The organism is Aminobacter sp. AP02, assembly GCF_003148805.1.
Taxonomy (GTDB): domain Bacteria; phylum Pseudomonadota; class Alphaproteobacteria; order Rhizobiales; family Rhizobiaceae; genus Aminobacter.
Genome location: NZ_QGGX01000005.1, coordinates 208076 through 220356, shown reverse-complemented (window position 1 = coordinate 220356; position 12281 = coordinate 208076). Strand labels below are relative to the sequence as shown.

General features: G+C 62.6%; 12 protein-coding genes and 1 other RNA gene. 6 read left to right on the top strand and 7 right to left on the bottom strand.

Features of this window, described 5'->3' with window-relative positions:
- Positions 1-48: 48 nt before the first annotated feature.
- On the top strand, positions 49-1164 hold the full coding sequence (locus C8K44_RS08375; RefSeq protein ID WP_109575308.1) for a cystathionine gamma-lyase: 1116 nt from the start codon (positions 49-51) through the stop codon (positions 1162-1164).
- A gap of 69 nt (positions 1165-1233) precedes the next feature.
- Here C8K44_RS08375 and rnpB read toward each other — a convergent pair.
- The 4 genes from rnpB to C8K44_RS08355 all read right to left on the bottom strand — a co-directional run bounded on the left by rnpB (position 1234) and on the right by C8K44_RS08355 (position 4039).
- An RNA gene (gene rnpB / locus C8K44_RS08370) (RNase P RNA component class A) lies at positions 1234-1630 on the bottom strand.
- Positions 1631-1711: 81 nt separating this feature from the next.
- The gene (locus C8K44_RS08365) at positions 1712-2359 is read right to left on the bottom strand and encodes a transglycosylase SLT domain-containing protein (RefSeq protein WP_109575431.1); all 648 of its coding nucleotides are present in this window, start codon (positions 2357-2359) and stop codon (positions 1712-1714) included.
- Positions 2360-2549: 190 nt separating this feature from the next.
- A complete protein-coding gene (locus tag C8K44_RS08360; RefSeq protein WP_109575307.1) occupies positions 2550-3323 on the bottom strand; it encodes an N-acetylmuramoyl-L-alanine amidase in 774 nt (257 codons plus the stop codon).
- Positions 3320-4039: a DnaJ family molecular chaperone gene (locus C8K44_RS08355; protein ID WP_109575306.1), complete on the bottom strand. Its 720-nt coding sequence runs from the start codon at positions 4037-4039 to the stop codon at positions 3320-3322. Before C8K44_RS08355 ends, C8K44_RS08360 begins: the two co-directional genes overlap by 4 nt.
- Positions 4040-4187: 148 nt before the next feature.
- Between C8K44_RS08355 and C8K44_RS08350 the strand changes: the two genes are divergently transcribed.
- Positions 4188-5090, top strand: a complete 903-nt coding sequence (locus tag C8K44_RS08350; RefSeq protein ID WP_109575305.1) for a DMT family transporter — start codon at positions 4188-4190, stop codon at positions 5088-5090.
- A gap of 52 nt (positions 5091-5142) precedes the next feature.
- Here C8K44_RS08350 and C8K44_RS08345 read toward each other — a convergent pair whose 3' ends face one another.
- Entirely contained in the window at positions 5143-5433 is a 291-nt protein-coding gene (locus tag C8K44_RS08345; protein ID WP_109575304.1) for a hypothetical protein, read from the bottom strand.
- A gap of 205 nt (positions 5434-5638) precedes the next feature.
- Between C8K44_RS08345 and C8K44_RS08340 the strand changes: the two genes are divergently transcribed.
- Both C8K44_RS08340 and C8K44_RS08335 read left to right on the top strand, forming a co-directional pair.
- Positions 5639-6886 (top strand): DUF3419 family protein, encoded by a 1248-nt coding sequence (locus C8K44_RS08340; protein WP_109575303.1) that lies wholly within the window; start codon positions 5639-5641, stop codon positions 6884-6886.
- A complete protein-coding gene (locus C8K44_RS08335; protein ID WP_109575302.1) occupies positions 6883-7548 on the top strand; it encodes a class I SAM-dependent methyltransferase in 666 nt (221 codons plus the stop codon). The genes C8K44_RS08340 and C8K44_RS08335 overlap by 4 nt, the downstream gene beginning before the upstream one ends.
- Here the strand turns inward: C8K44_RS08335 and C8K44_RS08330 are convergent.
- Positions 7541-8926, bottom strand: a complete 1386-nt coding sequence (locus C8K44_RS08330; protein WP_109575301.1) for a serine hydrolase — start codon at positions 8924-8926, stop codon at positions 7541-7543. The genes C8K44_RS08335 and C8K44_RS08330 overlap by 8 nt on opposite strands.
- Before the next feature lie 228 nt (positions 8927-9154).
- Between C8K44_RS08330 and C8K44_RS08325 the strand changes: the two genes are divergently transcribed.
- Positions 9155-9958, top strand: coding sequence for a GH25 family lysozyme (locus tag C8K44_RS08325; RefSeq protein WP_109575300.1), 804 nt, complete (start codon positions 9155-9157; stop codon positions 9956-9958).
- 186 nt (positions 9959-10144) lie between these two features.
- Positions 10145-11380: a lytic murein transglycosylase gene (locus tag C8K44_RS08320; RefSeq protein WP_109575299.1), complete on the top strand. Its 1236-nt coding sequence runs from the start codon at positions 10145-10147 to the stop codon at positions 11378-11380.
- A 14-nt stretch (positions 11381-11394) separates the two neighbouring features.
- Here the strand turns inward: C8K44_RS08320 and C8K44_RS08315 are convergent, their stop codons facing one another.
- A complete protein-coding gene (locus C8K44_RS08315; RefSeq protein ID WP_245417423.1) occupies positions 11395-12279 on the bottom strand; it encodes an NAD-dependent epimerase/dehydratase family protein in 885 nt (294 codons plus the stop codon).
- Positions 12280-12281 lie beyond the last annotated feature (2 nt).

The following is a 12281-nucleotide window of genomic DNA, read 5'->3' as shown; positions in this document are numbered from 1 at the left end:
AGCCGCCTTAGCGTCGAAACGAAGTCCCCGCTCGGAAAGTCACCAACCATGACGAACGCCTCGAACGCCCGTGCTGCCTCGCTCGCCCACCTGCGCAGCGCCAGACTTTCCGTCGGCGATCCGATCCCGCTACCCTTGACGATGGCGGCGATTTTTCATGCGCCGGGTGATGCCACCGGCTTCAACCAGTATGGGCGCTTCTCCAATCCGAACTGGCAGGCGGTCGAGGAGATGCTCGGGCATCTGGAGGACGCCCCATGCGTGGCATTTCCGTCCGGCATGGGCGCGATCTCGGCAGTATTCTTCGCGCTGCTCAAATCGGGCGACCGCATCCTTCTGCCTTCCGACGGCTACCACACCACAAGGATCCTGGCGGATCGCTTCCTCGGCGCCTTTGGGGTGACCTGCGACGTCAGGCCGACATCGTCATTCCTCGACGGCGGCTTCGACGGCTATCGGCTTGTCTTTGTCGAAAGCCCATCCAATCCGACACTCGACATCTGCGACATCGCCGCTGTGGCCGGGGGCGTTCACAAGTCCGGCGGAATCCTGGTCGTCGACAACACCACCATGACACCCTTCGGCCAGCGCCCCCTCGATCTCGGCGCCGACATCGTTGTTGCCGCCGACACAAAGGCGCCCAACGGTCATTCCGATGTTCTTTTCGGCCACGTCGCCAGCCGCAACGCCGAGGTCATCACCGCGGTCGCCGACTGGCGGCAGACCGCAGGCGGCATACCCGGCCCCTTCGAGGCTTGGCTGGTGCATCGCGGCCTTGAAACGCTCGAACTGCGCTTTGACCGCATGTGCTCTTCGGCCGAGATCATCGCCCCGCGCTTGAAGGCCCACCCCGCGATCCATTCGATCCGCTTCCCGGGCCTCGAAGGCGACCCCTCCCACAATCTGGCGCGCGCCCAGATGGAGCGGTTTGGTTTTCTCATCAGCTTCGTGGTGGCGTCGGAGGACAAGGCGGAAGACTTCATCAACGGCTGCGAACTGATGCATGCCGCTACGTCATTCGGCGGCGTTCACACGGTTGCCGAGCGGCGCACGCGCCGTGGCGATGCCGTTCCGCCGGGGTTTGTCAGGCTTTCGGTCGGCTGCGAACCGGTCGAGGAGCTCTGGCAGTCGATCAAGGCCTCGCTGGACAGGATAATCGCATAAATTGCCCCGCACCTTGAATCAGGACGCGCGGAAATCGCCGCAAGGCACTGAAGGTGCAAGGCAAAAGGCAGCGCCAGCTGGCCTGTAAGCCGGGTTCTGTATGGCCCCCGCGCCTTGCGGCGCGGGAACGTGGCGACCATTCTTCTTGGACGCATGTTGCCATGCGCCTCACGCAACCTACCCGGGCGGTGAGCCGGAAACAGCCCTGAGGGTCGCCCCTCGTACCACCCCTATTCGGTTTTGCTCCCGGTGGGGTTTACCGTGCCGCTCCTGTTGCCAGTCGCGCGGTGGGCTCTTACCCCACCCTTTCACCCTTACCGCGGAAACCGCGGCGGTTTGCTTTCTGTGGCACTTTCCCTGGGGTCGCCCCCGCCGGCCATTAACCGGCACCGTGTATCCATGGAGCCCGGACTTTCCTCACCCGCTGCCTTTCGGCAGTTGCGGGTGCGGCCGCCCGGCCAGCTGGCAAGGCGTATAGAATGGTTCGCTCGCCAAAAGGCAAATGAAAACATTCGCCCTGCCGAGGAACCATCCCATCTATCCGCCGTTAACGACCGATACGGGCCTGCACTTTCTTGCAATAAGCGGCGGAGGTCGGGTTCATGCGCTTTGCGGCGTGGCCGGCATTGTACTTCAAGATAGTTCCGCAAGTCGTGCCGCCGCTAAGCTCATGGGCCTTGGCGAGGTACTTCATGCCGAACTTGATGTTGGTCTCGGGATTGAAGAGACCTTTTGCCGAACCTGAATAACCCATCATGCGTGCCGTCGCCGGCTTGATCTGCATGAGACCGATTTCGCCAGCGCGGCCGGTCGTGTTCGGACGATAGTTGCTTTCGACGCTGATCACAGCATGGGCAAGCGAAACCGGAACGCCATAGGACGAGGCATAGCGCGCGACGATTTCACCGTAAGGCGCGCTCGCCTTGGTGGATTTCGCGGCTTTGTCCGCGTGGTCCTTCATGGTCTTGGCACCCTTGGCGCCGATCGATGCGGTCTTGAAGTCGTCGTCTACGGCAGCCTGCTTCTTGGAACTGCAGAAGAGATAGGGACAATCATCGGCAGCCTTGTTCGTTTTGGCTTTTGTGGTGGCTTCGATGATCGCCTTGGATGCCCTGACAGCACCCTCTTGGGCATGAGCGGCAAAAGAAGTCAGGCCGGCGGCTAATGCCACCGCAACAACGGTCAGATTCTTCATATTATCCTTGTTCTCGAATAGGCCGCGCGAAAACAACGCGCAGCATCCCTTCCTGACGCCGGGGCCCTCTTCGGGGCATTTGGCAGGATTTATCCGGCGCCTTGCACGGAGATGCATTTGCGGGGAGAACTGGCGCGAAAAATGACCAGCCAAGTCACAAAGCGTGACAGGTTGTAATCTTGCGAATCAGCTACCTGTGCTGGTCAAGACTTCCCTGAAGCGATGAAAGCAGCCGGCGCAGGGTCGAAACTGTCGAGGCATCGGCAGCGCCGTTTACGCAACTCGTGCGGAAATGTCGTTGAAAAGCTTGGATAGTTACCGCTGTCTGGGCGTCGAAATGGCCGGTGATCTCGACGCCATAGCCGTAAAGCGCCAGCATCGACTGCAGCTCTTCCACTGCGGAGCCAACGTCGCCCGGTTGCAATATCGTGCGCCCATTACGTGGGGTCGGTGCGACCCAATGACCTACGCCGGCATCGGCCAACATTCGCCAGGAAAACCGCTCGCCCGGGTCGACTTTGCGCCCCAATGCGACATCCGAATGCGCCAGAACACGTTCAGGCGACACATCATGGCGCGCGATGATGCCGCGACAGAGCGCAATCACCGCCTCCATCTGCCGCTTGGGAAATGAACGATAGCCAAGCGCATGGCCGGGATTGACGATCTCGATGCCGACCGAACAGGAGTTGATGTCAGTCTGGCCGCTCCAGGAGCTTTTCCCCGCATGCCAGGCCCGGTCACTTTCGCGCACCATTTGTACGATGCGGCCATCCTCATGCACCAGATAGTGCGACGACACTTCGCTCACCGGATTGCAAAGCCAGGCCTCGGCGCCCTCGCCGGTCGCCATGCCAGTGTAGTGCAGCACGATCATGTCAGGCGTCATCCCGTCTTTCCGCTGCCCGAAATTGGGCGAAAGCCGTACTTCGGCATGCGGGTGGTCGGGCTGAAAACCGCTCATGCGTGCCGCAATCCCCTTTCGATGATTTCGTAGGCCGCGTTGATCGCAGCGATGCGCGTGGTGGCGATCCTGATGAACTCTTCGGGCAGGCCGCGCGCGATCAGCTTATCGGGATGGTTGTTGGCGACAAGCTTGCGATAGTGCTTGCGCACGTCTTCGAATGACCGGCCGCGGTCGATGCCGAGCACCCGATAGGGATCGGCTTCACCGACATCGAGATGCCGAGCCACTATGGTCTGGTAGTGCACTTCCTCGATGCGGAAGATCTCGGAGACCCGATGCAGGAAGCTGCCCTCGCACTGGTGCATCATCCCGTCCGCCTTGGCGATATGGAACAAGCCGTCGAGAATATCTTCGAGCATCCCGCAATTGGCATGACCCGAACCGCACAGCTTTGCCATGCGCTCGGCGTAGTATTCGAAACCGGCAACGTCCTGCTGGGCGATGTCATAGAGCCGCGCCACGTCCCGTGCATGCTCCTGGGGCACCGAGAATATCTCGTAGAAGGCCCTGACCTCGGCCTGTGAAACCACGCCATCGGCCTTGGCCATCTTCGCTGACAACGCGATCATCGCCACCGAGAACGCGACGCGGCGGCGGGTTTCCGCATCTCCGGAAAAGACGGTGCGAACAGCTTCCACGACGTCGGCGACGCTGTTTGCAGCCGACGCCGAGATACGCGCGATGAAGTCGCCGAGACGGTCCCAAATCGACATGGCCGCTTCTTAGGATGAAACATTCGCAAATGCGAGATGCCTTTGCGCATCAGGGTAACTTTGTCGGCATCAAGTGGATCTGGACCAAAAATCTGGACCAACCGAAAGTGCACGACGAAAAAGCCAAGTCCCGCTATCGAATTGCGCCATGGACGCGCGCAACACCACTCAGCAGGAACATACGCTTTCCCGCGAAACCATCGGCCTTGCCCTTGGCACGCTTGGCGTCATCATCTTCGGCGGCACCTTGCCGGCCACACGCGTTGCACTGACGACGTTTTCGCCATGGTTCGTGACCAATGGCCGCGCTGCCGTCGCCTCGCTGGCCGCTGCACTGCTGCTCTTGATCCTGCGCAAGCGCCTTCCGAAAGGCGACGCGCCTGCCCTTTTCCTCGCCGGCCTGCTTCTGGTTTTTGGCTTCCCGATCTTTTCTTCGATTGCCATGCAAACGGTGCCTGCCTCGCATGGCGGCGTCGTGCTCGGTGTACTGCCGCTGGTCACCAGCATCTTTGCTGCCCTCATTGGTGGCGAGCGGCCCTCGGTGTTCTTCTGGGTCTGCGGCATCGCCGGCGCTGTCCTTGTTGTGACCTTCGCCATGCGAGACAATGGAATGAGCCTGTCCACCGGCGACCTTTTCCTGTTTCTCGCCGCGCTGTCCGCAAGCCTGGGCTATGTCGTGTCGGGCAAGCTGTCGCGCCACATGCCTGGGTGGGAGGTCATCTGCTGGTCGCTGATCCTGACCGCGCCCATCTCGATCCCTGGAGCGATCTTGAGCTGGCATCCGGAGTTCGCCAGTGCATCGGGGGCCGCGACATTCTCGTTCCTGTATCTGAGCTTCGGATCGATGTTCCTCGGCTTCTTCGCCTGGAATGTCGGGCTTGGCATGGGCGGTATCGCGCGCGTCAGCCAGGTTCAGTTGCTGCAGTCCTTCGTCACGCTCGCCATCTCGGCCTTCCTGCTGAAGGAACATGTCAGCGGCGAAACCGTGCTTTTCGCGCTTGCCGTCATCGCCATCGTCGCATTGGGCCGGCGCGCCCGCGTCGCGCGCTGAGACTCAAGAAAAGGCCGGAGCCTAAGCTCCGGCCTCTCCTCCTCCCGCTCGCTTATTGCGCTGGCGCTGCCGGCTCTACTGGCTTCGGCTGCATCGTGTCGTGGTTCTGCATGTCGCCGCCCGTGCCTGTTTCAGGCGTCGGCGTGATGCTCTGCGTCGTCGAATTGTCGGTTGCCGGCGGCGTGGCCTGAGGCGTCGCGGGTGCCGGAGTGGCGGGCGCAGGCTGCTCGGTGACAGGCGGCTTCACGCTCTCTGTGGTCGTGCTGTCCGTATTGCTGTCGCTGCAGGCGGCAATGCCAAACAGCGCAATGGCGGAAACTGAGGCGAGAATGAACTTTTTCATAACAACTTCCTTTCCAAAACCACCCGCAAGCGGGCTGTCGGAGAGAAAATGCGCGGGCAGCCTACCGGTTTCATAACGTTCCGAGTCCGGCTGTCACATTGCCGCTTTCACCCCCGTGTCGCGCCGCCGTCATCGCATCGTCACCGCGCTGTCACGCCGGTGCGCTACCCGCTGCGCCAACAACGAAGCGGGGAATCGCATTTCCATGACCGACGTTTCCGGAGAACATGTCTTTCGTCGCGGCAAGCAAGTTGGAAAGGCGGTCTATCAGAACCGCGCCTTATCCAGGGAGGGCTTGTCCGAACGGCTCTTCGCCCTTTTGTTTTCCGGCCTAGTCTACCCCCAGATCTGGGAAGACCCCGATGTCGACATGGAAGCGATGCAGCTCGCCGAGGGCCACAAGGTCGTCACCATAGCTTCAGGCGGCTGCAATATCCTCGCCTATCTCACGCGCTCGCCGGCCCGGGTCGACGCGGTCGACCTGAACGCCGCCCACATCGCGCTCAACAAGATGAAGCTCGTTGCCGTACGCCACCTGCCGTCACAGGCCGATCTGTTCCGCTTCTTCGGCTCTGCCGGCATCGAGCACAACTCGCATGCCTATGACCGCTTCATCGCACCGCATCTTGACCCGTCGAGCCGCCGCTACTGGGAAAGCCGCAATTGGCGCGGCAAGCGCCGCATCGCCACCTTCGACGGCAATTTCTACAAAACCGGGCTGCTCGGCCTGTTCATTGCAGCCGGTCACCGCGTGGCCAAACTCTACGGCGTCGATCCCGCCACCATCATGGCAACCAGAAATCAGGACGAGCAGCGCCGTTTCTTCGACGAGAAGATCGCACCGGTCTTCGAACGACCGATGCTGCGCTTTGTCACCTCGCGTAAATCCTCGCTGTTCGGCCTTGGCATTCCGCCGGCCCAATATGATTCCTTGCTGACCTCGGGCGATGGCTCCATGGCCGGCGTGCTCAAGGCGCGGCTCGAAAAGCTCGCTTGCGATTTCCCGCTCGAAAACAACTATTTCGCCTGGCAGGCTTTTGCCCGGCGTTACCCGGTTCCAGGCGAAGGCGCCCTTCCCGCCTACCTTGAACAGGCCAATTACGCGACGATACGCGGCAATGTCGATCGCGTCGGCATCCACCACGCGAACTTCACCGAGTTCCTCGCCGGCAAGAATGCTGCCTCGACCGACCGCTACGTTCTGCTCGACGCGCAGGACTGGATGAGCGACACCCAGCTCAACGCTCTGTGGGCCGAAATCACCCGGACTGCCGCACCAGGCGCTCGTGTCATCTTCCGCACCGCCGCCGAACCGAGCCTTTTGCCCGGCAGGCTTTCGCCCGCCCTGCTCGATCAATGGACCTACGAAGAAGCGCAGTCGCGCGATTTCACGGCCCGCGACCGTTCCGCGATCTATGGCGGCTTCCACCTCTATGTGAAGAAGCCGCAATGAGCACTCCCGGGCTTTCGGCTGGCCATTCCGGGCTGATGGACCGCGTCTATCGGCATCAGCGCCACATCTACGACCTGACCCGCAAGTATTACCTGCTCGGTCGCGACCGCATGATCTCGGAACTCGATCCTCCCGGCGGTGGCACGGTACTCGAGCTTGGTTGCGGCACCGGCCGCAACCTGATCCTCGCCGCCCGCCGCTTTCCCCAGGCGCACTTCCACGGCATCGATATCTCCGCCGAGATGTTGGCGACCGCCCGTGCGTCGATCGCCAGGGCCGGCCTGTCGCACCGCATCACCGTCGCCCAGGCCGATGCGACCGCATTCGATGCTGAAGCCCTGTTCGGCAGATCAGACTTCGACCGCGTCTTCATCTCCTATGCACTGTCGATGATCCCAGGTTGGGAGCGCTCGGTTTCCGCAGCCCTTGCAGTGACCAACGGCTCCGTGCACATCGTCGATTTCGGCCAGCAGGAAGGTTTGCCCGGCTGGTTCCGCACCTTGCTCCGGGGTTGGCTGGCGCGTTTCCACGTCGCCCCACGCCAGACGCTCGCCAAAGAGATCGCCGGCCAAGCCGACGCGGCCGGGCGAAGCTTTGGCTTCGTATCGCTTTATCGCGGTTACGCCTGGCTTATCGTTGTTGGCAGCCAGAAGTCTATTTGAGGGCCGCAACAAGGGCCGCCAACATGGCCTGCGGCTTGTAGTGCAGTTTCGACGGCGTCAGCCCCAGCCTCACGACCACAAGGTGGGCGGAAGGCACGACCGCCACGCTCTGGCCGTCATGGCCCTGCATCCAGAATGCATCCTCGGGCAAATCGAACCCGGCATCCGGATCTTGACCTGCAGGCGTGCCACCTTCCGGCCCGCGCAGCCAAAGCTGGCCGCGACCATATTCGCCGTTCGACGCGGGTGCCTCTTCGCGCATCCAACCGACATATCCCTCCGGCAGGACGCGTGCGCCATTCCACACCCCATCCTGCAACAGAAACTGGCCGAAGCGCGCCCAATCATGCGCAGTGGCGTAGAGATAGGATGAACCGGCGAAAGTGCCCCGCGCGTCGACCTCCAGCACGGCACTGGTCATGCCGAGCGGGCCAAACAGCCTTTCACCCGGCCAGGCCAGCGCCCTGGCCGGGTCGCCTACCGCATCCTGCCACAAGCGCGACAACAGAAGCGTCGTGCCGCTCGAATAGGAGAACACCTTGCCGACCTCATGCGCCAAAGGCTTCGCCTCGGCGAAACGCGCCATGTCAGGCTCGAGATAGAGCATGCGGGTCACGTCGGTGACATCGCCATAATCCTCGTTGAATTCAAGCCCGCTCGACATCGCCATCAGGTCAGCAAGGCTGATGGCCATGCGCCCGTCCGCCTTCCAGGGTTCGAACAGCCCGGTCCTGTCGGTCGACATCTTGCCCTCGCCGACCAGCGTGCCGATGATCGCAGCCGTCACCGTCTTGGTCATAGACCAGCCGAGCAGCGGAGTTGCGGCGCTGAAACCTTCGCCATAGCGTTCGCCCACGATCCTGCCGTTCTGGACGACGACAATGGCGCGCATGTTTGGCCCGGCCAGTGCTGCATCGTCCAGGATCGCGTTGATCGCAGGCTCTTGCGACGCCTCGACCCGCTCGCCCTCCGGCCACAGAGCATCCCCATTGGCAGCAGGTGCTGGCGGTATGGGCCCTAGCGCTGCCGCTCTCAGGTCGCCATCCGGCACCGTGCTGCAGCCGGCTCCCTCATGAACACCCGCCAGCCCCTTGCCGAACACGCCGAACAGGCCGGCACGCACCGTGCCGGCACTTTCGTCGACATGAACCGACATCAGTCGCAATAGCGGGTGACCGGGCGCCTGGACGTCATCCGCCAGCACCTGCCCGGCGTCACGACCGGCAATGAAGACATTGGAACAGACGATCTTGGCGGCATAGCCGGAGCCGACGCGGATCAATGCTGGCGGCGCGAAATAGAGCCAGGCGGAAAGACCTGCAACCGCAAGGATCACCAGGCCGGTCACCCCTCTCAGGATTTTGCCCGCTACGCGCATCGCTCCCTCGTCCCGGCATCATGCTTCCGCCATGGAATTGCCGTCATTCCTCACGCAAATCTTTTAGGCTGTCGAGCGCGATCAACGGTTTATCAACCGTGATCGGCGATCACAGGAGGGGATATGCGGTGTCCAGGGGAAACCGCTGATCCAGCGAAATAGAATCTGGCCGCAGGGCCACGCCTTAACGACAAGCTCTGACCGGCCGCGCCGGTCCAAGGAGAAGTGATGCGCCGCGTTTCGGCTCTTGTGCTGCTCGCCTTCCTCGGCGCCTGTTCGACCACGGACACCTTGTCCATCGCCCCTGCCGGCAAGTCGACCACCATGGCGAGCGTGTCGGTCAAGAACCCGCGCTTCAGCGACAGCGATCCGCACGAGTGGGAAAGCGGTGCGCCCTGGACGTACCCGATCCACGGCACCGACGTATCGAAGTACCAGACCTCGGTCGACTGGGCCAAGGCCAAGGGCAGCGGCATCTCCTTCGCCTTCATCAAGGCGACCGAGGGCGGCGACCGCGTCGACGACTACTTCGGCGAGCACTGGCGCGAGACCAAGGTCGCCGGCGTGCCCCGCGGCGCCTATCATTTCTACTATTTCTGCCGCCCGGCGGCCGAGCAGGCGCGCTGGTACATCAACAACGTACCGAGGGAAGGCTCTTCGATGCCGCCGATCCTCGACATGGAGTGGAACCCGCAGTCGCCAACCTGCAAGCTGCGTCCGCCCCCCGCCACCGTGCGCAGCGAAATGAAGATTTTCCTCGACATCGTCGAGAAGCACTACGGCAAGAAGCCGATCATCTACACCTCGGTAGACTTCTTCGAGGACAACAACCTGTCGACCTTCCCCGGCTATCACTACTGGCTGCGATCGGTGGCAGGCCACCCGACCAAGAGATATGGCAGCCACCCCTTCACCTTCTGGCAGTACACCGGCACCGGTGTCGTGCCGGGCATCAAGGGCGACGCCGACATCAACGTATTCAACGGCTCCGAGAAACACTGGAAGACATGGCTCGCCGCCAACACCAGATAGCATTTTCCGAGTAACCGGACTGCACCTCCGGGCTGCGCATTTCGCATGGCAGATGCGACAAGAAGAGGGGGTGCGGCCCTCGCCCCGTTTCTGTAGAAGGCGCGGCAAGACATTGAGCTGGCCGTCTGCCTGCTTTTGCCATTGGGTGAAAGCCTCGACGTGACGGACCAAGCAGGAGAATTGCCCATGAAACTGCTGAGCAAGGCGCTGGTCGCCGTCCTTTTCGCCACCGTCGCCTTGCCGGCGATCGCCCAGGACACTGCCTCAGTGACTCAGGGCGCCCCTGCGGTCGCCGCGGAATGCGGCGACGACTTCGCCACCTGGAAGCAAAACCTCGGCAATGAGGCTCGCGCCGCCGGCGTCGGCGAAAAGGGGCTTTCGGCCCTGGCCAACGCGGCCCTCGACCCGAAGGTGCTGGAACGCGACCGCGCTCAAGGCGTCTTTGCCCAGACCTTCACCCAGTTTTCCGAACGCATGATCAGCGACTACCGGCTCAAGCATGGCACCGCAAACCTGCAGAAGTACGGCCAGTACTTCACCATCGCCGAACAGGAGTTCGGCGTGCCGGGTCCCGTCATTGCCGCGTTCTGGGGGTTGGAGACCGACTTTGGCGCGGTGCAGGGCAATTTCAATTCGCTCAACGCGCTGGTGACGCTGGCGCATGACTGCCGCCGGCCCGATCTGTTTCGGCCGCAGATAATCCCGCTGATCACATTGATCGACCGCAACGTCCTGCCCGCCGACGTCAAAGGCGCCTGGGCCGGCGAAATCGGCCAGACCCAGATCCTGCCCACCGACTATCTGGCGCGCGGCGTCGACGGCGACGGCGACGGCATCGTCGACCTGCGCAACAGCCCGGCCGACGTCATCCTGACCACCGGCAAGAAGATCCAGTCACGTGGCTGGAAGCGCGGCGAGCCATGGATCGAGGAAATTCGCGTCCCCGCCGAGATGGCCTGGGAACAGACCGGCCGCACCAACAAGCTGCCATTGACCACATGGGCCGACATGGGCGTCACCATGCGCGACGGCAGCCCGCTCAAGGACAATGGGCTCAAGGCGGCGGTCGTATTGCCAATGGGCCGCAAGGGCCCTGCCTTCCTGACCTATGACAATTACGACGTCTATCTCGAATGGAACCAGTCGGCGACCTACACGCTGACCGCCGCCCACCTTGCCGCCCGTCTCGCCGGCCAGCCGGCCTTCGATCGCGGCAATCCCGACGCCGGCCTGACTGGCGACGCGATGAAGGCCCTGCAGCAGAAACTTCACGACAAGGGCTACGACGTCGGCGGCATCGACGGCATCCTCGGCACCAACACCCGCGAAGCCATCCGCCAGGAACAGATCCGACTCAAGCTGCCTGTCGACGGCTGGCCGACCGACGAGCTTTTGGCTGACCTTCAGGCGAGCAGCGAGTAGAGACTCCTGCTCACTCAAAACAACGACGCCGCACCGTGGTGGACCGGCTTCCAGCCGAGCTCGGTGCGCGCCTTGTCTCCGCTCAGGCGCTGGCTGATCGCATAGCCCCGCGCCCACTCGCCCAGGTTCTCCGCCGCAAGGTCGGCGCTGAAAATGCGTAGCTCGGGGCACTCGGTCCCAAGCAACCGCGAAATCTCAAGGACTATTTCTCCGACGCTCAGGCCGTCGATTGCTGCGCCGTTGTAGACCGCACCAGGCTGCGCCTTTTCCAGAACCCTGACGTAAAGGTCCGCCAGGTCTTCCGCATGGATCAGCGGCCAGACCACCTCTTTGGAGCCGATCACCTCGACCGGCTTGCCCGCGCGCATTGCGTCCATGAAAGACGAAAACACGCCGCCTTCGCCCGAATAGACCATCGCCGGGTGCACGACGAAGCTGTCGACTTCAGGGGCGTCTAGCACCCGACTCATATTGTCGATCGCATCGCTGAATGCCGGAAGCGGATCGAACGCGCTTTCTTCCGTCGCCACCCGCTCGCCTGTCGCCCCGAAAAGCCAGCAACCGCCGGTGTAGATGAACCGCGGCCGTTGCGGCATCGCGCCAAGCACAGGCAAGAGCGCGTCGAGCAGTGCTGCCTCGACCTGCCCCATGTCGTCGCCAAAGTCTGAAGCAGCTTGAATGACCGCGTCCACCGGCGGGATCTTGGCTACCCATTCCAAAGGCTTGCGCAGATCGCCGAGCAGTGCCGTCGCGCCCGCCGCATGCAATCGCGCCGCCGAAGTTTCGGAACGAGCGAGGCCGATGACTTGATGTCCTGCGGCTATCAGGCGTTGGAGGACGTGGCTGCCGATAAAGCCGGTCCCGCCGAGCAGGAAAACACGCATGTTCGAGGAAGGCACGG